The sequence below is a fragment of the Sphingobacterium sp. UBA5639 genome (genome assembly GCF_002421245.1).
Lineage (GTDB): Bacteria > Bacteroidota > Bacteroidia > Sphingobacteriales > Sphingobacteriaceae > Sphingobacterium > Sphingobacterium multivorum.
In genome coordinates, this window is the sequence record NZ_DIJR01000020.1 from 43186 (window position 1) to 66035 (window position 22850).

Annotated in this window: 18 protein-coding genes; 3 read left to right on the forward strand and 15 right to left on the reverse strand. The window is 42.9% G+C overall.

Going from position 1 to position 22850, the window contains the following annotated elements:
• Positions 1-28 precede the first annotated feature (28 nt).
• The 15 genes from B4Z90_RS13240 to B4Z90_RS13310 form a co-directional block, all read right to left on the reverse strand.
• Positions 29-550 carry a MauE/DoxX family redox-associated membrane protein gene (locus tag B4Z90_RS13240; RefSeq protein WP_286802461.1) on the reverse strand — a complete coding sequence of 174 codons (522 nt, stop codon included), beginning with the start codon at positions 548-550 and terminating at the stop codon, positions 29-31.
• The gene (locus tag B4Z90_RS13245; protein ID WP_286802463.1) at positions 547-3036 is read right to left on the reverse strand and encodes a serine/threonine protein kinase; all 2490 of its coding nucleotides are present in this window, start codon (positions 3034-3036) and stop codon (positions 547-549) included. The genes B4Z90_RS13240 and B4Z90_RS13245 overlap by 4 nt, the downstream gene beginning before the upstream one ends.
• 171 nt (positions 3037-3207) lie before the next feature.
• Positions 3208-3774 (reverse strand): Crp/Fnr family transcriptional regulator, encoded by a 567-nt coding sequence (locus B4Z90_RS13250; RefSeq protein WP_286802464.1) that lies wholly within the window; start codon positions 3772-3774, stop codon positions 3208-3210.
• Positions 3775-3787: 13 nt separating this feature from the next.
• Positions 3788-4669 carry an RteC domain-containing protein gene (locus tag B4Z90_RS13255; protein WP_286802465.1) on the reverse strand — a complete coding sequence of 294 codons (882 nt, stop codon included), beginning with the start codon at positions 4667-4669 and terminating at the stop codon, positions 3788-3790.
• A 226-nt stretch (positions 4670-4895) separates the two neighbouring features.
• A complete protein-coding gene (locus B4Z90_RS13260) occupies positions 4896-5801 on the reverse strand; it encodes a helix-turn-helix transcriptional regulator (RefSeq protein ID WP_286802466.1) in 906 nt (301 codons plus the stop codon).
• 340 nt (positions 5802-6141) lie between these two features.
• On the reverse strand, positions 6142-6876 hold the full coding sequence (locus B4Z90_RS13265; protein ID WP_286802467.1) for a hypothetical protein: 735 nt from the start codon (positions 6874-6876) through the stop codon (positions 6142-6144).
• Between the two features lie 158 nt (positions 6877-7034).
• Complete coding sequence (locus tag B4Z90_RS13270; protein WP_286802468.1) at positions 7035-7835, reverse strand: hypothetical protein; 801 nt, start codon at positions 7833-7835, stop codon at positions 7035-7037.
• Positions 7836-7914: 79 nt separating this feature from the next.
• The gene (locus tag B4Z90_RS13275; protein ID WP_286802470.1) at positions 7915-9438 is read right to left on the reverse strand and encodes a hypothetical protein; all 1524 of its coding nucleotides are present in this window, start codon (positions 9436-9438) and stop codon (positions 7915-7917) included.
• Positions 9439-9592: 154 nt separating this feature from the next.
• Positions 9593-12961 carry a TonB-dependent receptor gene (locus B4Z90_RS13280; RefSeq protein ID WP_286802471.1) on the reverse strand — a complete coding sequence of 1123 codons (3369 nt, stop codon included), beginning with the start codon at positions 12959-12961 and terminating at the stop codon, positions 9593-9595.
• Positions 12962-13079: 118 nt separating this feature from the next.
• A complete protein-coding gene (locus tag B4Z90_RS13285) occupies positions 13080-13919 on the reverse strand; it encodes a FecR family protein (protein WP_286802472.1) in 840 nt (279 codons plus the stop codon).
• A gap of 557 nt (positions 13920-14476) precedes the next feature.
• Positions 14477-15034, reverse strand: coding sequence for an RNA polymerase sigma factor (locus B4Z90_RS13290; RefSeq protein WP_286802474.1), 558 nt, complete (start codon positions 15032-15034; stop codon positions 14477-14479).
• A 78-nt stretch (positions 15035-15112) separates the two neighbouring features.
• Complete coding sequence (locus B4Z90_RS13295) at positions 15113-16441, reverse strand: S41 family peptidase (RefSeq protein ID WP_286802475.1); 1329 nt, start codon at positions 16439-16441, stop codon at positions 15113-15115.
• Positions 16442-16829: 388 nt separating this feature from the next.
• On the reverse strand, positions 16830-16955 hold the full coding sequence (locus B4Z90_RS13300; protein ID WP_286802476.1) for a hypothetical protein: 126 nt from the start codon (positions 16953-16955) through the stop codon (positions 16830-16832).
• A gap of 149 nt (positions 16956-17104) precedes the next feature.
• Entirely contained in the window at positions 17105-17731 is a 627-nt protein-coding gene (locus B4Z90_RS13305) for a hypothetical protein (RefSeq protein WP_286802477.1), read from the reverse strand.
• 218 nt (positions 17732-17949) lie between these two features.
• The gene (locus B4Z90_RS13310) at positions 17950-18312 is read right to left on the reverse strand and encodes a hypothetical protein (RefSeq protein WP_286802479.1); all 363 of its coding nucleotides are present in this window, start codon (positions 18310-18312) and stop codon (positions 17950-17952) included.
• A gap of 37 nt (positions 18313-18349) precedes the next feature.
• On the opposite strand from B4Z90_RS13310, the gene B4Z90_RS13315 reads away from it, so the two are divergent.
• From B4Z90_RS13315 to B4Z90_RS13325, 3 genes are all read left to right on the forward strand, one after another.
• Positions 18350-20785 carry a TonB-dependent receptor domain-containing protein gene (locus B4Z90_RS13315; protein ID WP_286802481.1) on the forward strand — a complete coding sequence of 812 codons (2436 nt, stop codon included), beginning with the start codon at positions 18350-18352 and terminating at the stop codon, positions 20783-20785.
• 173 nt (positions 20786-20958) lie between these two features.
• Positions 20959-22005 (forward strand): PIN domain-containing protein, encoded by a 1047-nt coding sequence (locus B4Z90_RS13320; RefSeq protein WP_286802482.1) that lies wholly within the window; start codon positions 20959-20961, stop codon positions 22003-22005.
• Between the two features lie 48 nt (positions 22006-22053).
• A complete protein-coding gene (locus B4Z90_RS13325) occupies positions 22054-22698 on the forward strand; it encodes a hypothetical protein (protein ID WP_286802483.1) in 645 nt (214 codons plus the stop codon).
• Positions 22699-22850 lie beyond the last annotated feature (152 nt).

Below are 22850 nucleotides of genomic sequence, written 5' to 3' on the forward strand. Positions count from 1 at the left end.
TTTTGGGTTATTTAAAAATCCGTCTTTATTAATTTACCCCCGGATGACCGGACGGTTTCAGCCATCCGGGGGTTATTATTGTTAATTTCTTAAAAACGTCTTTGTCCTGAATCGAGATCCTGTCGATCCGTTTGATGGATTTCCCGCTGTCCAATAAAATAGCCACCAACACCAATAGGGTGATTATGATATTGACAATCAGATGCGCTTCCCACCCGAGGTCGTCAATTATTCCCATGCATGCACATGGTAGGTAGTAAGCCTTTTCCATCATCAGGTATACGTAACACGTGAAAGCAACCATCATGTAGAAGTACGTGTACAGGGCAAACCGCTGGGTGCGCTGGAAAATGAGCGAAATGCCGATCACCAATTCCGAGCCGGGCACCAGCCACGCCATAAACCCGGCCATCGGATGAAGAAACGGACTCTTGGCCAGTTCACTCTTAAATTCACCGAATTCCAGAAACTTCACCGCTGCCGAATAGAGGAAGAGCAGCATAAAGATGCGGGTCAATGCATAAACGGTATGTGCTGTTGTTGTTTTCATGATTCGCTGGATGTGGGTTTAGTTGTAGTTACGGGTATATGGTATAATCTTAGTTTTCTGGGAGTAAGTACGGTAAGGGTATTATCATATATCCGGAAATTCCGTACGCGGTCTTTCTTTTCCGTGGGCAACCGGAGACTGCCAAGGTAACGTTGCGGCTCTAACGGGTTCATGCGGTAAATATCAATTACATTGCTGTCCCTGAACTGTTCGGCGGTTTCATTGTCGGCCTTTACATAACTGTTCACATAAAGGTGTCCGTCATGGATCGCCACGGCTTTGTTGACGTAATAGGCCGGTCCGGCGTTGGTAATCTTGGCTCCGCCAGCACGAGTTACAGTTTGGCTTTTTAAGGTATAGTTAGAAAATGTGCCTACGGTATTGCCAGTGGCCAAAATGCGCATGCTGGTATCCAGTAGGGTAATCCGGTTTGCGTAGCGCGTAACATATACGCCATGTCCGTTATCGGTATCAAAATCCAGCATGCCTCCGGTGATCAACCCCCCATCATTTACCCGATCGGTCACCCGGCTTTCATCTAGGGCGGTATCCTGTATCAGGTCAAACCGGTAGAGGTACTGGTCGCGTTCTCCCGGTTTGAATTTCCTTAACGCTACTGCGTTTTGGGAAATACGTACTGCCCTGGTGAACAGTTCCGGTACATGGTGTTCATGGAGCGTGCCATCGTCCTTTTCTTCAACAATCATGCGGTTGTTGCCGTCATACAGTGTCAAGCCGAACCGGTTTGCCTCGACCATATTGGAGCCGTGTAAACGGCTGCGGAGCGCTGCATCGGCAATCAGGAAACGCCTTTTTGTCCGGCCTGTAGGCTGATGGACAATGAAGATCTCCCCAGCCGTAAGGGTGGAAAAATACAGGCTGTCCCCGCGTCGCCCGGCAAGATATCGCACGTTTTCCGGGATCGTCAATTCAAGGAAAGGCGCCAGATTTCCATGGATGTAAACCCGTTTAAAGCCATTATTGCGGCTGTTCGGTTCATCGCTGGCCAGCCATAGGGCAATTACGGTGATCGCTGCCAGCAAAGCAAGGATGCCGGAATATGCCAGTTTCCGTTTGATTTGTTGCCATGACTTTCGTCTTTGCGTCTTTTTTTGCTCTTTCGGTGAGGGGAGCAACGGATCAACAGCGCCGATCAGCTGCTCCAGCGTCCAACGGTCTTCCGGCATCCGTGCCATGCACTTGCCTACGGCAGTTTTCAGCGGTTCCGGAGCGTCGATCCTAAGCAATCGTTCTTCCAGTTGCAACCCGTCATATGGAACCAAGGCTTTCGGATTTTCGCCGCTTATGATGTAATAAAGCAGGGCGCCGAGGGTATAAATATCTTCCTGAACGGTGGGTTGCATGCTACGCTGTTGTTCAGGAGACATATACCCAATAGTTCCACTGACATAAGGAGCCGTAGTGGTATCGTCCAAACGGTGCGCTAACTCAAAATCCGTCAGGTATACGTGGTCGTCGTGGATAAGGATGTTTTTGGCGGTCAGGTCCCGGTGGACGTAACCGAGTTTATGCAGGTTATCGACAAAAACAAGCGTCTCTTGATAATACGTAAGCAACTGCTGTAGCCGCTTGTCGGAACTATCCCAGGAAAGGATGAGCGATTCGAGCGTTGTGCCCTCCATGTACTCGGTGATCAGGTAAGAAAGACCGTCCTGATCCATGAAATCCATGACCTTTGGCGTGCGAACCCATTCGCTTATGGCGTTGGCTACTTCCTGTTGCCACAACAGCCGGTCCCGCATCTCCCGGCCTTGGAAATCTTCGCTTGCCCAGGCATTAGCCTGCTTGATGAACACCCATTTCAATTGATAGAGGTCGAGTCCTTTCAGGATATTACCTTTAGGACTTGACCGGATCAGCTTAATGGGTAAATAGCGCTTTTTCAGGAAACGTCTGGGTTGCTTTTCCTTCCAGATCATTGTCGGAGGAAATGGGGATGGTTGATGATTTGTAGCAAACCGGAAAGGCAAGCTATTCGGATCTCCGGCATTAAATTCCGGATTCCTGACACTAAACGTGGCATAAACGATACTTCCCAGTCTGACGGCACCGGGGATCACAATTCCACTAAACTGTTCTGTTGCCTTAGCAAGCTCTGTCGCGAGTCCGAGGGCTATATCCGGCGAATCCGTAAAAATTTGTAACGTTTTTCCAAACAGAGGTGTTGGAAAGGCATGGTTGTTTATCCGGTTATGCTGTAGCTGGTCAGCTATCATGCTGAAAGCCGCCTTGCGCTCTTTTAATATTGGGAGTACGCTTTTGAAGATAGCCTCTGCATCTTTGATGCAGACGGAAAGGCAGATGTTCCATCGGTCATAATATTCAGCTTTACCTACCAACAGCCAAGGTTTCCGGAGGGTAAATGGAATGCCGAATTTTTCCAGCAATGGAGCATAGCTCCTAAAGCGTCCCGCTCCAAGGGGAGCTTGGGCGGTGTTCGTCGAGTGCTGCTGTTTCGTTTCCATTCGTACCTTTATTTTATGCCGTTGATGCCATGACATTATTGCGCATCCACGGGATTGATTTACAGAGGTAAAGTTAGCGCCGGTGGGAGTAGAAAAATGGCTTGGTTTAGACTATTTATCGTCCAATTTTAGACTATTATCTGTCTATTTTTGTACGTATTCCATTTGATTTTATAGCAGGTTGTAAAAAGACTGTTTGGAAATCCCCAGATAGGAAGCCTTTTGTACAGCGGTGAGCAGGTTAAAGGGCTTTGCGTATTTTTCGATCGTGTGTTCCAGCCGCAGTTTCGGCGGCTGGAACTTCATGAGGTAATACAGGGCTTCCATCCGTAGCAGATTCTTTACCATCATCTGGTTCACCAGATACCTCGCATCCGCAAATTCTGCCTGTAATTTTTCGATGTCCCGTACAGCCAATACGAGCACCTCACTGTCTTCCAGGAATATCACCCTGTCGTCCTGATGCCTTGTGGGCAACAATGTACTGCCTTCGATAATCACTTCGTTCGTATTCCAGAGATTGGTTACGTTCTGTGTATTTTCTTCAAACCGGAAAGACATGGCCGAGCCTTCCATTATAAAAGCGATCTCGGGATTCCTTCTTCCCCTGCCGAGCCAATATTCGCCCTTTCGGTATCTCACACAATCGGTACACGGATAAAGTTCAGTCATAAATCCCGGGGTCAATGGCCTACCATCCGATATAATGCGCAGGAATGCATGTAATGAATTTTCCATAGGTGAGCAGTTTCTATATGGAGAGCCCCTGCTTTTTACTTTTTTTATAGCTATTGGCTTCGTCGATCTGCTTATGGATTGCCTCACGCATCTCATCGAGGAACTTGGTGTAGCTGACGGTCTTTCGCCTGCGGATATCCAGGAACATGCGGTAGGCCTGCCCAAGGTCGACATTCAAGCTTTCTTCCAGCCATTCGACAATATCCCCGACTTCGGCCCTTCCTCCGTTGATCCGGTGGGTATAGTAAATACCATAGGCGATTTCTATGAGTTCGACCTTGTCGCCCGACCACCATCGCCTCTTGGTTACCATCATTTCCGACATAAAGGCGCTATCAGTTTGTTGGTACAACAGCCGTACTCGACGTATGATGGCATCACGAAGCATTTCATAGGCGCGGAATTTGGCGAAAAGGAAGTCGAGGTTAGTGGAGAAACTGTTTTCATAGTGTTGGTCTTCCTGTCCGGGAGGGAAAGCTTCCTTATTCCGGCAAAGGAAAAAATCTTCGTCCATCGCGTTTTCGTCAGCCAGGTAGTATTGGTATTGGAATGGGTACCTGCGGAAAAACCTGTTGATAATACCCAATTCATCGGTATAGTAATCCCGGATTTCCTTATCGGTGCCGACCGGAACACCTACCAGAATATGGTGTATTTCGATTACATAGATGTGCCAGCAATGTACATGTGGTTTCTGGTACTTGAAAAAATCAATCTCCGCATCATCGTTGGGAAATTTGTGCGTACGTACCAGTTCCCGTAATCGGTTGAGTGCAGATACCGTACAGTAAAGCGATTCGGTCAGGTTCTGAATATGACCCTTGACCGATCCGTTAATGGTTTCCAGCTGTTCGAGCATACCAGCATACAGCGTTTCCGTGTCCTTTCTCGTCATTGTTCGATGGTTTTCGTTAATAATCTGTTCTTCAAAAGGCAATGACACCGTTGTGCTCTTCACAAAGCATGACGGTGTCATCACATCCCTTTTCGACCTTCGGAAAGGGAAATTTCAAATGTAGGATATGCTGCCAGACCTACGAATCGCAGGTTGTCCGTATTCGAATACGTAGCTTTTACGAAATGTGAATATTAATTTAATGTTAATAATTTACATCTTATTATCACGAAGATGGGGTGTTGAGCTTGATGAGCAGCTCCTGCCTGGAGTTGACGCCGACTTTGAGGAAGATATGTTCGGTATGCTTCTCGACGGTGCGGTCGGAAATGAAGAGCTTGTCGGCGATCTCGCGCCGGGTGAGGCGGTGGCACAGCAGGATGGCGATCTCGGTCTCCCTGGGGGAGAGCATATTGCGCAAACAGTTGGCCGTGATGACCTCGGTATCCATGGCGAGCAGGCGAAGGTTGACCAGCTGGCGCTGGTCGGCACGGCCCAGGGTCACGGAGCGGTAGAGGAGCAGGGCACTGAGGGCGAGGAAACCCAGGTTGGTGAACAGCGTCTCGGTCAGCTGTCCCCAACCATAATAGACCACCGGGGCGAGGAATGCCCATGGCATGATGGCCAAGTAGGCCAAAAGCTCTTCAAGGTAAAGGCTCAGGTTGCGCTGCTTCCGATAACCAACGCGGATCGAGCGCCCTATGGCCATGAGCAGTGTCAGTGAATAGGCTGTCGATGCGAGGTAGCCATACCGGTGGGTGAAGGCTATGTCCTGGTGCCATGTCAGCCCCACCAAAAAAAAGGAAACATAGGGCAATATGAGAAAGAGCGGTACACCGTATATGGCCAGGAAGCGGAGTTTCTCCAGCCCAAATACCCTGTAGAAATAAAAGGGGAAATAGGATACAATGATAAATCCGGCGGTATTGACGATGATGTGCTGGAGGTAGAGGGGCATATCATAGCTGGGATCGGGCAACAGCCCGTTAGCGACATTGAACCCGATCAGCATGACCAGCAGGATGATATATCCCAGCCTTGTCCTGTCATGGGTTCGCTGGAGATAGAGCGCAAACTGTGCGCCAAGGATCATAAGTTCGATGATGATTGCCGCCAATGTGACGGGATGCATCTGTGTACAGCCTATAGTCATAGTATTAAGTATTGCGTATTGAGGTTACCATGTCCAGCACCCAACGTTGTTTGCTATTCCGACCTACATAGGCGCGGGGATTGCCCATTGTTTAAGAGGAACTGGAATGCCATAGAACGGGACAGGCAAGCCCACGCATATGCAGGCCTGCACTACTTATCCCGTTCTATTTACAAAAATTTCCAGTTTTCTTATATGGAAAGTGTGTGCACGCTAAATTCTTCTTATCGCAATTGTTATTCTGTTAGTTCATCTAATCTTATTAGGTATCATTTTCTCATAGGCAGGGAAAAACTAAAAGTAAAAAAGTAAAATTCATTCATTCTTCGCATTCATTATCTATCGATGGGGTATTCCAAACTCCCTGCGGATACGAATTTTCCTGCTGTATCTCATACTTCCTCATCCCTTGTTGTCTCAGGATTTCGCTTCGGGTAAATTCGGGTACCTGTCCATCGTACATCATGTCATAACTGATATAGGTACGGAAGAGCACAGCTGTATCGGATTTTATCTCGCCCAGCGCAATGCCCTGCTCGCTTGTAGCATATACTTTGCGACCTATCATAGGGACATCGTCCGTGTAGGGCAATTGAAAATCCCTATAGAGACTGTTGTTCCGAACGAAATATCTCCCGATCAGGTCAATTCCAGTTTCATCGAGCTCATATCGCAGCTTGTACCGGGCAAAGAAATGAGGTCTGAATATGGATAGACCTACATTTTTATGTCCCTCGTCGGGTCTAAACAGTGCACTATAGACAAAGGCGTAAATCCCTTCCTGAAATGGGGCCATACATACAAATGTCGAGTGATCCAGGGTAGGTCTTTTCTTTTCCTTTCTGCTTCTTGCCCTAAGGATTACAATCCACCTGTTCCTGCGGGAAGTGGTTACCACAAAGGGTGAGGCACTTACCGGGAACGTTGTGGCTTTGATGATCTGACGCCGAAACCCGACGAAGATAAGCTTCTCGGTAGCTTTTTTCCTCACCTCGGGCATATCCAAATCCATCTGCTGGACTATATCTCTATCGGTCATAGTTTCGATGATCATGGCATTTAATTTCTTTTCAAAGCCGTTAAATTAGATGTATTAGGCAAACCGACGGAATAGAGCCATAATTAAATCCGTCGGATACGCCTAATAGATATTTTGACCTTTCCCTTTCAATCAAAGGTTCAGCAAAACTTGCCTGCTACTTTATACATAATTCAATCAGCATATAGTATCTCTGGATTGATGTCATAATATTTATCTCCTGACTTGATAAAAGCTGGGAATTCACCCCATTGTTCAATTGCTCTAAGATAAATAGTGTAAACTCTTTTTTCTGGAATAGGGGACATTGATTCGGGATAAATAAATAGATTTTGGTTCCAATAATCGTCACCTCCATGGTTTTTTACAAATAATTGTGTTTTCCTATTCCGGAATTTAAACGTATATGCCAGTATATCACTTCCTCCAGTTGGAACCTGTCTATATTGTTCCTCTCCTATATTATTTGTCACAGATTCAAGAGTAACCAACTCAACGGTTTCCATACTCATATTTAGTCCAAGTACAACTATATCTAGTTCGTCTGGGATCAGATCACCTGCATAGTTAGCAATTTTTAGTTTAATAAATCCATCATTGGCAGCCTCTTCATTTGTTTGTCCGTTGGGATTGAGAAACGCTACAGGATCATTTTCAGTAGGCTGAAAAAGGTTATATGTTTCAGGGCTACCAGCTACAACATTTACTGTTTTCTCCCCCACATCCTTACCACTGGATTTATCATAAAAGATAAAAGTGTACTTTCCTTCGGGTACTCTAATCCTTCCCGTTGCGGCTTGCCAGTCAATCGTAGTGTTATTAACTTTCACACTCAGATCGCTTACTATATTTTGACTCAAGAAGAAAACTTCCCCAAAGGTCGTAATGCCATTATCATAGTCATACTTCCTACAGGAATTGAAACCCATTAAAATCAATAAACTTAAAATTCCTCTGTAAATATAAATCTTCATTTTTTGTTTATTAATTAATCAAGGCGGTATGAAAACACCACCTTGATCAAATATTCTATGTTATTTAAAAATTAAACAATTAGTTACAGCAGAAACCCGGAGCAAAATTAGTCCAGGTTGCAGTCCATGGAGTTACACCAGGTTGTAACGCACCTTTATAAGTCGATGCTGTTCCAAATGCAGGTGAGCTACTCCTTGGAATTAAGTGTGCAGGATTATAGCTTGAAGCAGTTGCACAAGTAAAGAATGGAGCTCCGCCTAATGCAGGACCTAATTGCAAGTACGTGTTTGTTGTAGCGTTTGAACCAGAAACATTACCTGCAGGTGATGCCCCTACAAAAATTGTAGAAGGGGTAAAACCATGTACAACATTATTTGTAAATCCAGCTGCAGCAGCAATTGTAGCCGCACTTTCAAACAATGCGCCACTTGTAGGGAATCCTCCGATAATAGAATACTGAATATCTACTCCAGTCGCTCTTCTCCAACGGCTACCGTTTCTCAACTTTGTCGACGTATTGTTATAACCTAACAGCGTAAGATGGCGTAGTACAGGTTTTGTTGCAGGTGATGCGTTTGATCCAGTTGCATCATTATCCGATTCGATTCCATTGGAGTCTGAATTAGCTCCGCTAGTGCTGTTTGTCGTTCCCGGATCTTTCAATCCAATTGCATAGTTAATAGTACCGGTATAACCGTGGTCGAAATCAAAGTCATCATCATCAGTACCAATAGCTACTAGGTGATCAGCATTAACCGTACCTCCGAAGAATTCGAAAGCGTCATCTGCCGAATAAGATACTTGGATATGTGACAACAAAGTACCAGTACCAACTCCACCTAATGTCAATCCATTGATTTCATTGTCGTCATCTAATCGGTAACCAGGAAACTCGATACGCACATATTTCAAACTTCCTGAATTGTCACCATTTAAGGTGTTTCCAGGACCACCATAAGTGATGTCTGTACCTGTGGGTTGAGGGATACCTTCTATACGAGTTGCCGTTGTACGGTTAGTAGTCGCTTTACCTAAGATAACGATACCTCCAAATTTTCCTGCTGTACTACATCCTGAACCACATCCACCTGCGCTTGGTGAAGTGAATACGATAGGTTCTGAAGCGGTACCGTTTGCAATCAGTTTTCCACCTTTCGCAACCACCAATACCCCAGCGATTGTCTGTGGACCAAATGCGGGATCATTGTAGGTTTTCGTCCTACCGGTAATGATTGTTGTACCCGGATCGATAGTCAAGGTTTGACCATCTTTCACATACGAAACACCGTTCAGCTTCCATAGCTTGTCTTTTGTTAATTTTGGAATCGTGATTATACCATTAGCATCAACTGGAATAGACGTCGTATCTGCACAAGTCAAGTTTGCCAATGCACCAGCTGAAGTTGAGTGATCAAAATTCCCTGCATCAGGTGATTTTTCACAACCGACTGTCAATGCTGCTAAAGCTATAACTGCACCTGTGGATACTAGCTTTACTCTTTTTTGAAAGCCTTTTCCAATTTTTTGGAAGGTTTCCTTACATGCGCCCGTAAATTCGTTTAGTTTTTGGGTCGCATTATTAAAATTAAATATTTTATTCATAATATTGTGTTTTCAAATTTACAATGAACAATTGCTAAGGGGCGTTGAACAACTATTGTTCTCGCCCTTTTTCTTTTCTCCGAGGTTTGTCTGTTATCTTTTTCTGTTTTTCACCCTCCTTTCGTTCTATTTAAATGTTAACTAAAGCTTCTTATTAAAAATTATATGTAAATGATAATGACATGTTCCTTCCTGTTTTGGCACGATATGTCGCCCGATCTCCTTTTTCCGGCTCGAATGCTGTTGTGTTATTTTTTTTAAGGTTCCAACCTTCTGTTTGCCCACTTTCATTGTTTATGTTTTCGTAGGCATCGATGTTCCTATAAAATGTGATATACTCATCCAGCAAATTACTAGCATTGAACTTAATTTCCGCTTTTCGTTTCCACACCTTTGCACTCAATTGGATGTCCACCATGTTGCGACCTTTTTCATACTCTATAGCTGCTGGATTAATGTTAATCGTGTTACTGCGGTGACCAGATCTATTATAACTAGCTGTAAAACCATAAGTATCATCTTGATAGGCAATACCTCCATTAACAATCCATGGTGTTTGTCCATATAGTGGTCGATTCAGGCTGGGAAGACGCTTTGTCTCAATGTTTTCTCCCGGCATAGGTTGTTCTTGGGCTTCAACTTTTGATCTCAGCCAAGTACCATTCCCAAAGATTGTAGTGTTATTTAACCAATATTTATCGGCTATAAAGCCCAGAGACTTACGAAACTCCAATTCTATTCCATGATTGACTGCACTATATTGGTTTTGGAAACGATATTGACCCTCCTGTGCAAAAACGAGTTCAATGGGATCTTTCATCTTTTTATAGAAACCGGATATGGACACAATTTCACCTGCTGTCGGGTAAAATTCGTAGCGTATATCAAAGTTGTCAACGATAGTAGATACCAATTGGCGACCGCTGATTGTAGCGTCCAGTTCATAATCATAGAAACCGAAGTAAGCTGTTTCCCTAAAGTCGGGGCGAATAGCGGTTTTACTATAGGCAGCTCTTAAGTTCATCTTTGAAGTCAGACTATACGTCAGGTTGGCCGAAGGTAACAGGCGCCAATCTTTCTCTCCTGTCGTAGAGAATTCCGCCCAATTATCGTCAATCTCTCCGAATCGTCGGGTGATATATTCCTCTTGCCTGTTGCTTAGGTTATAATGCTCGGCACGGACACCGTATACCAAACGCAGTTTTTCAAAGAAGCGCTGGTCGAGCATAATATAAGGTGAATGGGTGCCCATAGTTCCATCGAAAGTCGGACCATTAAGATTTTCCGCCCAGTAATAGGCTTGTCCTTGTCCTGCACCGACACGATCGGCCGAAAGTACATCCCAATAACCACCTTCAATAGGATTGTCTATATTCCTAAAACTTGTATATGGTATAACCTTGGTCATACCTAATGTGCGGTGCTTGTCCCATCCACTATAGCCAATTTTGATTGTGTTCTTGATATTTGTTCCCAGTATGAAATCTTTTATAAAAGATAGGCTCCAATTGTAATCGGTTTCCTTCACATCGGTCCACATACGGTAATCGTAATTGCCTCCTAATTGACTGGGATCATATAGATTTGGCGTCTGGAAATACTCAACTCCTCCAATAACAGCAGAACGTCTGTACTTTAACCGGCGTTGATCCTGTACTTGTTGTCCGATACGGGTTAATCCTAGGGTATAAACCAGTTTTACACCGGTATTGCCAAGCAGATTTTCACCTTCCATTTTGTGCTGCCAGACCCAAGTAGACTGCGGATCCTGAAACTGTTCTCGAAACTTGAATTCATTGCTCGCACCATAATTAATTCGATAAGCTTCATTGAAATTATCGTCAAAGATTCGGGAATACAAGTTCTTAAAAGCTATCTTGAACGTTTCTCCCTTTAACCCGATATTCAGGGCGGCGCCTATGGTACTGTTAAACCGATAGGACATGCCGGAACCGTTTTCCGTACTATCCATGTAGTTCACTGTAGGGTCAGCATAGTTTCCCCTTACATTATTGAATTTGACAAGGGTTTGCTGATTACGGTAGGTTGCACCCCCCGAAAAACCAAAGCGGAGTTCATTGCTTAGATCGTATACACGTCCCAAGGCGAAGCGACCATTTTGGAAAGGCACAGCTCTGTAACGGTTAACCGACAGTCCGGAAGCATCTAAACGTTTGCTCTGCGCTATGGCATCTAGGCTTCTATAAGAAGTTCCTGATCCCGGAATCAATTCCAAATCTGAAGGCATATCTGCCGGATAATCCCCGCCAGGTCCCAACGGTGGTGTGCTGACCCCAGTGTGCCAGTACCAAGACTGTATACCAGTTGGTTCTTTACGTTGGTTGCTATTCAGTCCAAGGTAATCGCCGCCTTTGCGTTCGCCCAGCATCAGGAAATCCTTACCGGTACTTTGGGTATTCATACCCGTACCTATACTAATGGTGGTAAAATTTTGTGTGGGAATGTCCATTGTATTTACCGAAATCTGACCGCCGGAAAATTCGGCCGACATATCGGGCGTAGCCGTTTTATTCACCACTACATTGCTCACCAGTTCCTGCGGCAATACGTCAAAGGAGAAATTCCTGCGGTTCATGTTGGTGCTCGGAAGTGTTACCCCATCGATCATCGCCTGATTGTAGCGTTCGCTCAATCCACGTACCACTACATATTTGTTGTCCACGGTAGTTACACCGCTCACTCTTTTTAGCACCTGTCCCATATTGTTGTCCGGGGTACGGGCAATCTGTTCGGCAGAGATACCATCTGTTACCGAAGCTGCATTTTTTTGTTGGGCGTATAAGCCAGCAACGCTTTCTTTTTTTAAACTGCTGGTTACAGTCACCTGATCCAATGTACTGGTAGATGGGTTCAGGACAATAGTAAGGCTGGTCAGTTCACCGGCTTTCACGTTGACCCCAGTTATACGTTTGGTCTGAAAGGAAATATAGCTGACCTCGATCGTATAACTGCCGGGAGCTACGCTGAATGTATAGCTACCATCCACAGAACTCTGCATAGCCTGATTGTTCTGTAACACTTTGATGGAAGCACCGATCAGTACCTCGCCCCGGTCATCGACGATCTTGCCCCCTATACGTCCGGGCTGTTGACGTTCTACGACCGGGGTACGTAAGGATGCCTGCTCATATTGGCTTGGTTTGGCGTATTTTACGGCAACATCTTTTCCAGTGACCATAAAATCGAAGCCTAGACGGTTCAATGCCGTGAGTACATCGCCTAATGTTTTCTTTTCGTACCTGATACCGTCCAACGGAACCTGTCCCACGGTTGATCTGTCATAATAGAACTGATAGCCTGTCTGTTTGTTCAGTTCCTTGAATAGGGCATCGGCTTTGACCTGCCCCTTATACTGTATGCTTACCGGAGTTCCGATACGGCTGTACGCCTGTGCAAAGAGCGGCGTGGCCATCAGCAGAAGCACATAGAGCATGCTTAGTTTTAGTAGGTTTTTGACTGTATTTTTTAAAGCATCCGTTAGGATAAGTACATAGAATTGCATATTTTCGTAAGGTTTTTACAAATTTTTGTTTTAAAAATCAACATTTATCAGCGGGGCGCAATCCGCTTTTTAGAGTGCCGTTTTACCCGAACGGCACTTTTTTATTTGTGATGTATATCTATTTTGTGGTTTTCATAATCTTATACGTTAAACTGTCTGTTTTGGTAAAACGGAGCTCGTAACTAAAGGACAGTATGGACAATATGTCCTCAATGCCCTTGTTGTTGAAATCTCCGCTGATCCTGTTTGTTTGAGTAGCCGTCGTATCGAGTGTGAGCGAGATACCATACCATGCTCCGATCCTGTACATCGCTTCTTCAAAAGGAACTTCATCAAAGAGAAGTCCTTTCGCCACCGGATTGCCATTATCGGCTTTAAAATTGCTCATTATCACTTTACCGGACCGGTATTCATAAGCATTGCCCGGCGTCAGTATTACAGATGATATATTAGTGTTCTCTTTTACAGCTTCTACCGATACCTTGCCCGTGTAGAGGTTCACTTTTTCACGCTTCGTCAAAGGGTCATACTGCACTGTAAAGGAGGTTCCCAGTGCGGTTGTCGCGAGTTCACCAGCCTCTACCCTAAACGGTTTATCCGGATTCTTTGTGACCTCAAAGAAAGCTTCCCCTCTATCTAGGTACACTCTACGCTCGTCCTTGGCAAAGTCCTTCGGATAACGCAATACGGAACCCGGAGAGACCGTCGCCATTGAGCCATCGGGAAGCACGAACTGTTTTACGGTGCCCTTTTTCACTTCGACTGTTACAAAGGTTGGGGCTTGCGTAAAGAAAATCCTGTCGCTGAATTGTGTAAAGCCAAAGTATAGCAGAAACATCGCGGCCATCCCGGCAGTTATGCGATAGATTGTGTGGCGTTGTCTTTCCCGGCGTACTTTAGCCGCATGGGATATTTTGAACCGAGCCAGCGATTCCTCCATTTCCGGAGGTGCCTTCATGTCGGTATACATATCCAGGTCGGGCTCCCCATCGTCGAACGGATGGCTTATTTTGCCCTGATCGTCCACACCCCGGAGTTCTCTTTCATCACTCGGGGTCAGCGTGCCATCGGCAAGTTTTTGTAACAGTTCTTTTCTTCTATTATTATCCATTTGTTATCTAGCGCCGGTAAAAGATTTTATGACCGGCTTCTAATAATATATACAACCAAAATGGCGGCGGAGGTCTGCTCGTAAATTGGGACTGATTTTGTGAAGGGCGGCTTTTTTTCTTAAAATGGAGAAATCAGGGTCGGTTAAACTATAACAGGATGTTTAATATAGCGTTGATTAGTAGCTGTTTAAGGGTATAGATAAATGCTTTTTCAATTTTAAAACCTATACAAAAACCTATGTATTAAGTTTCTGTTAACACTATTAAGCTTTTGTTAAAGGTGCTTTTTGGAGTAAAAAGTCCCGGAATTAAGAAGGGCAACGAAAATGAAAGGGAGGGAAATAGTAATGACAGAAAAAGGGAACCTGGGGTGTTCCCATAGTGAGGTTATCGCTATTTTTACTTACGGGAATTTCCAGAAACCACCCAATTCAGACATTGTCTTTTTTGCTTTTACGAGATGGTCCCTTACGGTTGCCTTGCTAATCGCCAGCTCGTGTGCAATCTCTTCGTAACTCATGCCATGCATGCGCGACATCAAAAATATCTGGCAACGTTTTTCCGGAAGGACATTTGTTAGCCTGTCAACTACTGTCGCCAGATCCATCCGGGCGTGAAGGGCATCCTCTCCATCAGTCGCAGGCTCATTTTTCAGATGGTCGGCCGAATATTCGGCCATCTGCTTTTTTTCCCTTTCGTACTTTTTTAGCCAGTTGTGGAAGATCCCATAGGCAATCTGCCGAAGATAGGCTTCGACACCCTGATCGGCATCGATCTTCCTGCGGTAATCCCATAAGCGGTTAAAGGTATCGTTGGTAAGCTCGTCTGCAATCTCATGGCTATTGGTCTTCTTAAAAAAATACAGCCATATATTTTTATAGTATTTATCAACAACCAAATTAAAGGCTTTTTGATTACCTTTCCTGAGTTCATTGATCGTATTGATGTCTAGACTTTCCATATCTATCTTTAGGTTTTACTCTTCATTAATTTCTTAAAGCCCCATTTGCTTATTATATTTTTATTCGTATTGTTGTTTTCATGGTTTGATGATAAAATTGGTATTCAGGTCCGAAGCTCCCCTTGAATCATAGCGTATACGTGGTATGCCATCCTTGGTCATTCTGTTGGCCTTGTTAGTACGACCGCCGATCCTAATTAGTGCTTCCCTGATCAGCGGGTCATCCGGATCGCCCAACGGAAGCAATGTACTGCTAAGCTCGTTTTTGGCAATGTCCGGTTCAAGTCCTGACGGATAATCCCCTTCGCTACGGGCATTATACAGCTTGAATACCAGAGGCTCGATGTTCCACGTATTGTTCTTGCCTGAGTTGTTGTCTTTTATACTGAACGATGCCATATCCTTGCCTAAGGTCCTCTCACCGATCTGTATGACCTCCGTATATGGCCTAAGTGCCTTGATCAGGAATTCGGCCGCCGAAGCGGTATGCCCGCCGGTCAGGATAAATACCCTATCCAACGAAAGGCGCATGTTTTGGAGTTCTGTAAACGAAAACGGGGTGCCGCTATATGTCTTGGAAATGGTCTTGGCAAAGGTTTCCTTACGGGTGCCAGCGTGGCTATTTCCCCTGTATTCCAGAAAGGAATCGGTTGCATTCACTTTGGAAAGGACAGCGGCAAGAGCTGCACACACACCTACGTCCCCTCCGGCATTGTAACGCAGATCAAGGATCAGCTCCGTTGCCCCGGCGTATTTGAAAGCTGCGAAGGCCTGCTGTAGATTCTGCCGGTAACGACCGTCAAATGAATTATAAAACAGATAGGCCGTTGGTTTTGGCATATCATCGAATACCTTGTACAGATAGACCGAATTTTCGGAAATGCTTCCGGCACTGAGCGTGATCGTTCCCGCACCCGCGATTTCAAGTGCTATAGTACGCTGTGCGACCGATGTTCGGATCAGGTCCTGTATATTGTTTTCTGTCACCTGGGTGCCGTTGATCCGGTTGATGGTCTGTCCCCTCTGTACTCCTGCATTTTGTGCGACCGACCCCGGAACGACCAATGCCACTGTAGCTTGTACGTCCCCACCTGTATTCTCGTAGAGGATCAGTTCAAAACCAAAGCTATGCACGGGTGAAGGATAAAAGCTTTCCGAAACGGAGGCGTTGTATAGTCTCGAAAACCTGTCCTGAGGATTTTTCAGTGCAGCAAAGAAATTTAGTGGGGATTTGTCTAAATCTGGATTTTTCGGCAGACTGGTATTCCAATAGTAGTAAACCTGCATACTGTCCAGTATCCAATCGTTGATATACCGGTTGGAACCAGCAGGATAGTCGGGCTCCGGGCCATCCTTTTTACAGGCGGAAAGAGCCAGCAATAAGAGAGCCCATACAGTATGCCTCATGTGAAAACTAAAACCAGTATTCATGCCTCATAACATATGATTGATTACTACAAAGCTACTGATGTAATGTAAATTAATTATTAAGTTATCTATTGCCGCTTTAAATATTGCTTTAAGAAATGTCAGTATGGACAATCTGCATGGGCTGGATTGTTCAGCATGTTCATCCCTGGGAGGCCTGCTGTAGCCAGTAAGTACGGCTGTTTGGCAACAGGAAAAATGAAAGGAACGTAGGTGGCTAAAGAATGCTACGGTAGATAAGATATAGACATATGTGTAAATAAAGACCAACCTTTAGAACAGGGCAGGGAATTCCACGCATACGCAATTCTTCTTATTGCAATTGTTATTCTTCTGTTGGTTCATCTAATTGCTAGGTATGATTTTATCATAGTCGACTGTCGCTCTTCTGTTTATCCATCTTTCCCAGCTGTTTATCGACAAGGGATATTAATAGGATAATGACCATATCCAGCGTACACAAAATCCAGATGGCTTTATCAATTAATATCATGGCATCATTTCTTTAAATAAATGCAGGTGCGTTTTCAGCACCTGCATTTATATCTGTTATTTTTCTTTGCACCGAGAGAAATACTTTATTTCAGCTTTGCGGCTGTACCTGCTTTTTGAGTTCTTTAAGCGGTTCCTATATAATGGCTACTAATCCGCATACAGCACGTTGATTGCTATTTCGTAAAAATCTTCTCCTTTTTTGATAAAAGGAGGGGCTTCACCCCAGGCTTTCAGGGGGGCTAAGTAAATGGTAAATACGTTTTTGATGTTTTCCGGATCCGGATAGGTTGGATAGAACGCACTGGTGCGGTAGGTTGAGCCGCCATGATCAAGTATCGTCTGGCCTGTTGCGCTATCCATGAATTCAAAATAATACTGAGCGTCCAGTCCGTCTTCGGGAACACCTGTCGGTAAGGTTACGAAGGCGGCTTTCTCAATCTTCGTACTCACGTTTCGGATGGTACCCACCTCGGCAAAATACTCATTCCATTCTTCGTCGGAGTATTTCACAAACACCTTGATGTCGGTCTGTGCAAAAGGGATCAGATCCTGCGCGTAATTGGCGATTCTCAGCTTGATATGACCCTCCGGAGCAGCTTCCTCCGAGGCCTGCCCATCCGGGTCGATAAATGTGACGGCGGCGCCTATCGTAGGCTGAAATAGTGAATACCTCTGCTTTTCACCAGGTAGGACATCGATCGTCGTATCACATAGCACTTTATTGCTGCGTTTGTCATAAAACTCGAAAGTTCCCTCACCTTCTACGACCCTCACCCTGCCGGGACTGAAGTCCCAGTCCACTTGGTTTCCGTTGTATCGCAAAGCGACGGTCGGGCCTTCGTCCGATGTCAGCTTCGTTGCCGTAGCGTCAAAGTAGACATCCACAAACGTATGATATGATTTCGTATATTCCCCCTTTTCACAGGAAGATAACCCGGCTGTCAGCAGGGCCATCCACCAAACAATTGCTGTTTTTTTCATTTTTTTTGCAATTAAAAATTATAAGTTAACGATAAGCTGATGCGTTGCCCTTCTTTCCGGCGGTACATGATGGTGTCGCCGTCTTCCCTGTTGAACTTTTTGTCTCCCTTATGGGGTACCCAATTACCACCTTCGTCACCACCGGTCATTAACTCCGAGTTACGGTAAAAAATCGTCCAATTATTCAACAGGTTAGCCATATTAAGCTTTAATTCGGCTTTTTTCTTGAAAAACCGGCCATAAAGCTGTGCATCGAATTGACCGGGTGTCTTTTCATATTCCACCGCATTCTCGATGGCTGCCGTAAGGTTGGTCCGGTATCCGCGTTGGTTGTAGCTCACTGTTGCACCAAATTGGTCCCCCCAATAGCCCATCCCAAGGTTGAGCAACCAGGGAGATTGCCCAAACCGTATGATGAATAGATTATTTTTACGTTCCCCAAGAGTTTTAGAATTTATATTTGTCGTTTATTTAATTTTTTCTAGCGGCTTTTTGTTTGGACAAAATTATAGAACGAATCAAATAGTTGTCGGAAACGTCGGCAATAAGAGTGCGGGGTCAGAATTTTTTGGAATTGAAAATGTGACCGTAAAATTATTTATAGGCGATGAAAAAGAACCTGCGGCAGTCAGTTCGTCAAAAGGTGACGGAAGTTTCCTTGTGATTTATAAATCATCTGGAACCTCTGGAGTTAATGATCTCAAGATTAAATTTTCCCATTTGGAATATTATGATAAAACAATAGAGGTGAATTATAATTCTCCCACTGACACGATGATTTTGGACGATGTAGTCCTTGAAAAAAAGAATTTTAAACTAGACACTGTAAAGGTTAGTGCAAAGCAAAACGAAATTGATTTTGTTAACGGGAAAGTCGTAATGAAGATAACAGAAACAGCAGAGAGAAATACGGCAAATACATCTGACCTTTTAAAAAGAGCGCCCGGTGTAATAGTTAATGGATCAACTGTTTCCCTAATGGCGCGGGATAATGTACTTATTCTGGTTGACGGGAAGAAAATAGGTATTGACAATCAACAAGCGTTAAGTTTTGTCCAGAATATGCCATCAAATAGAGTTGATAAAATTGAATTAATTTCAAATCCACCAGCTAAGTATGATGCTGACGGATATGGTGGAGTTATTAATATAATTACAAAAAAAAACTTATCAGACGGTATTTTTGGTAATATAAGTTGGATATTACGTTATGGTGATTATTTTAAAACCACACCTAATGTCAACTTAAATTTCTCACGGAACAAACTAAAGACAACCTTTTCATTAAATACTCCTTTCAACAAAAGCGGGCAGACATATATAAATGAAAGGAGCCTTCCATCCCAGATTATTAACCAAGAAATGAAGATTATTTCACAGTCAAGAGGAGTCAACCCCCAATTGCGAGTAAGCTACGATCTAGATTCAAATAATGTCGTCGGGTTTAATTTAGGACTGAACTCTTCAAATAATAAAAATGTATTTGATGGTATTACTAACTTTATAATAGATGAGAGAATAAATAATACATTTGATCGGGCTATAAATGAAGCAAAGGATATCGAAACGACAACAATTAATTTTGATTATAATAAAAAAATAAAAGGGGGAACTTTGGCGTTATTAGGTGATTATATTTTTTATCGAAATACTCAGAAAACTGGCTATTCTATGCTCGACAGAAAAATGAATCTTCTTACAAAGTTTTCGATTAGTAATCCTACAAATACTGATATTAGAACGGTTCAAATTGATTTAGAAAAAGATCTCTTTGGCGGAGTCTTAAGTTTCGGAAGTAAGTTCAGCAATATATATACTAAAAACATTTTTAACAAGGACTCTTTGATAAATAACGAATGGTCGAATATCGAAGCTCAGTCTAGCGATTATAGATACAAGGAATCTACTGTTGCAGGGTATACTAGTTTCTCGAAGACCATAGATCCAACTTTTTCGGGAGAAATTGGATTACGTTATGAGTACACTATCAATGATTCAAAATTATTTTCTACAACTAATAAAGACTTTCAAAATCGTTATGGAAATTTATTTCCTAACTTGAGTATCACAAAAAGGTTCAGTTCTGGTCGAAATTTATTAAAATTTTCAATTGGCAGAAGAATCACTAGACCAAATTATAAAGATCTAAACCCTTTCCTTTTCTACATAGATCAATATGATTATTCAAGTGGTAATCCCTATCTTAAACCCAGCACAGCAACAACTGCAGATTTGATTTTTTTATACAATAAACGGATCACTTTTGTTGTTGGTTATACCGATTCAAGAAATGAGTTTCAAAAAGTAATTGAACAAGATGACAATTCAGGAATTGCAATTGAGAGATATGAAAATTTAGCTAAATATAGAGCCTTTAGTTTTAATTCAACCATTCCGATTAAACTAAATAATTGGTGGGAAATGTATAACGTTTTTAATATTTCTTATAGAAATTATTTATCTCCTTTTGGAAATAATAAAGGAACATTGCTTCAATTCTTCACTGAACAATCTTTTAAATTATATAAGGACATTAATAGTTTTATCTCGTTTAACTACGCAGCAGCGGATGCATACGGATTATATCAGATTCGTCCGTACTGGACGGTAGATCTTGGCGTTAGTGTAAAAATTAAAGAGAATTTTGACCTTAAATTTAGTGTAAGTGACTTATTTAAATCAAATGATAGATTAACAATAGCGCATTATTTAAACGTTAATCAGCAAACACGTAATATTTATGAAGGGAGGATTTATCAATTAAGCTTTGCTTATAAATTTGGAAATCGAAATGTAAAAGCGAGTAAAAGGAAGACAAGTGATGCTGCCGAAAGGAATCGTCTTTAAGGTAAACCAAATCTTCATGTTAGGTTACATTTTCCGCTAGTCAAGCTCTACGCAACCTGTGAAGTAAACTTAGCACAACTCTTCTGGGAGTTTCATTATTTAACGTAAAAAGTATTATACCTAGTGCAGTTGTAACATACTTTCGAAATCGCTAATTTGCAAAAAACTATTACATGAATCCTTTGCACGTCTTTATTGATACAAACATTCTTTACGACGATCCCTATTTTAGGAGTCAAAATGAAATACTTATTGAGTATGCAAAGCAGGGAAAGATCAGGCTTTTTCTTTCCGATGTCGTAGTTCAAGAATTGCTGCAAAGACACAAAATCAGGGTAAGAGAGTACATAAATGTTATTAAGCGTGCACACAGCCAGTTAAAAAAAACGGCTGAAATCTCTATGGATTTATCTGACCTGACCCGGGATAATTTGGTCCGTCATCTTGAGACTTTTTATGACAATTTAGTCGAAGAAGAGGTTCTCGTGAGCGTTAAAACTGATCCCACAATATTTCCCGAGATCCTTAACTTATGTTTAAATAAAGCGGCACCTTTTTTCAACAATAAAAATGAATTCAAAGATTCTGTAATCTGGCATTCCTACGTGCATTACATAAAAAATAATAAAATAAAAGACTCTTGTCTATTGACAAATAACCATAAAGATTTTTGCGATAAAGATGGAGAATTGCATCCCAATCTCAAAGTAGATATTGCATTAAAAGTTTACAGCTCGACAAAATCACTTTTAACTGAAAATCAAGGTAATTTAGACATTCAGCCGACAAGACAAATTGTCATGGTACTTGAAAGTGCCAAACGTAATCCTCAGTTCACGTGGGAGCTGCTGAACGATAATCTAAAGCAAATAAAAGACGAAATCCGTTATTATTTAGACGGATTAGAAGCAAGTGCATTCGTCAAAGACGATTTATCTAAAATCACATTAGTAGGAGGTTTATACTTTGTTGGGGATGTTGAATTGAAAAGTGTTGAGGATATCGAATACGAGGCGATCGATAGTCTTTTATATGTTACAGGAACATTAATTTGCAATGTTGCCATCGAACTCATGAAACATCAACCGGAAGATGACGATGAACCGTATTTTCATTACGGGGACATCAATGTTGATGTTGAATTCGAACTTAGTTTAGACGTCGATGAGAGCCGGAGTATAGAATATGTTGAACTGTCAAAACCTAACGTGTTATTTTAGAATTTTCAAAAAGCCTTTGCTTAGTCAAAATATTTCATTCAAATCAAAATGAAAGAAAGTATCTTAGAAAAGATTTCAGTGCTCGTAACCAAAGGGATCGAGTCTGAGGCAGAATGTGTTTATTTGCTCGCTCAAATCAGAAAATACATTGAACAGCAGCATATCGATGGGTACTGGAACTTGCGCATGTGCGCCAACTGGACCCTGCACAGCCAGCTGGACAACCCGTATGTTCAGAATTTCCTCCGGGAGCTAAACGACTTCCTTGTCGATGCCGAAGTCCGCGTTGATTATAATATAGACAGTCATCCATCACTCAAAGCAAAGCTTTCATTCATCGCTTCGTTGCAAGAAGAGTTGTCCAGTTTCCTGAATGCCGTGGGAATAGATTCCACGATATGTACTGATTATTCATCATTTCGAAAACTATTACGGGTATTCGGTCAGGTGATTGAGGATACGCCATTGCTCTGTAAATCGAAAATGCCACTATCCCACTTCGACGAAGTAACATTTTCACGACGAAAATCCATTTTACAAGATGATGTATATCCGATATCACTTTACTGGCATATCAAAAAAGAGGCTAAACCTATTCTCCTGATAAAGTCAGATATTGTTACCGTACGATTTGGCCCGATCGAGGTTATTACCAAAACATTCGCCTTCGTAACAAACGACAACGGGTTTTGAAAAAAGGATCGCAAAGTCCTTTTAAGACCACATGGGCATTGACTAATGTTCGGATTAGAGAAACTTAATAGCCTATAAAAATTTGGCTATTAATGCTATATTTATTCAAAAATATTTTTAAATATCTAAAATTGTCTATTTCGGAGATGCTG

Bases quoted from the DNA above. Each gene is read 5' to 3' on its own strand.
- B4Z90_RS13240 (WP_286802461.1), bottom strand. From the start codon at position 550: ATGAAAACAACAACAGCACATACCGTTTATGCATTGACCCGCATCTTT.
- B4Z90_RS13245 (WP_286802463.1), bottom strand. From the start codon at position 3,036: ATGGAAACGAAACAGCAGCACTCGACGAACACCGCCCAAGCTCCCCTT.
- B4Z90_RS13250 (WP_286802464.1), bottom strand. From the start codon at position 3,774: ATGGAAAATTCATTACATGCATTCCTGCGCATTATATCGGATGGTAGG.
- B4Z90_RS13255 (WP_286802465.1), bottom strand. From the start codon at position 4,669: ATGACGAGAAAGGACACGGAAACGCTGTATGCTGGTATGCTCGAACAG.
- B4Z90_RS13260 (WP_286802466.1), bottom strand. From the start codon at position 5,801: ATGCATCCCGTCACATTGGCGGCAATCATCATCGAACTTATGATCCTT.
- B4Z90_RS13265 (WP_286802467.1), bottom strand. From the start codon at position 6,876: ATGATCATCGAAACTATGACCGATAGAGATATAGTCCAGCAGATGGAT.
- B4Z90_RS13270 (WP_286802468.1), bottom strand. From the start codon at position 7,835: ATGAAGATTTATATTTACAGAGGAATTTTAAGTTTATTGATTTTAATG.
- B4Z90_RS13275 (WP_286802470.1), bottom strand. From the start codon at position 9,438: ATGAATAAAATATTTAATTTTAATAATGCGACCCAAAAACTAAACGAA.
- B4Z90_RS13280 (WP_286802471.1), bottom strand. From the start codon at position 12,961: ATGCAATTCTATGTACTTATCCTAACGGATGCTTTAAAAAATACAGTC.
- B4Z90_RS13285 (WP_286802472.1), bottom strand. From the start codon at position 13,919: ATGAAGGCACCTCCGGAAATGGAGGAATCGCTGGCTCGGTTCAAAATA.
- B4Z90_RS13290 (WP_286802474.1), bottom strand. From the start codon at position 15,034: ATGGAAAGTCTAGACATCAATACGATCAATGAACTCAGGAAAGGTAAT.
- B4Z90_RS13295 (WP_286802475.1), bottom strand. From the start codon at position 16,441: ATGAGGCATACTGTATGGGCTCTCTTATTGCTGGCTCTTTCCGCCTGT.
- B4Z90_RS13300 (WP_286802476.1), bottom strand. From the start codon at position 16,955: ATGATATTAATTGATAAAGCCATCTGGATTTTGTGTACGCTGGATATG.
- B4Z90_RS13310 (WP_286802479.1), bottom strand. From the start codon at position 18,312: ATGGGCTATTGGGGGGACCAATTTGGTGCAACAGTGAGCTACAACCAA.
- B4Z90_RS13315 (WP_286802481.1), top strand. From the start codon at position 18,350: ATGATGAATAGATTATTTTTACGTTCCCCAAGAGTTTTAGAATTTATA.
- B4Z90_RS13320 (WP_286802482.1), top strand. From the start codon at position 20,959: ATGAATCCTTTGCACGTCTTTATTGATACAAACATTCTTTACGACGAT.
- B4Z90_RS13325 (WP_286802483.1), top strand. From the start codon at position 22,054: ATGAAAGAAAGTATCTTAGAAAAGATTTCAGTGCTCGTAACCAAAGGG.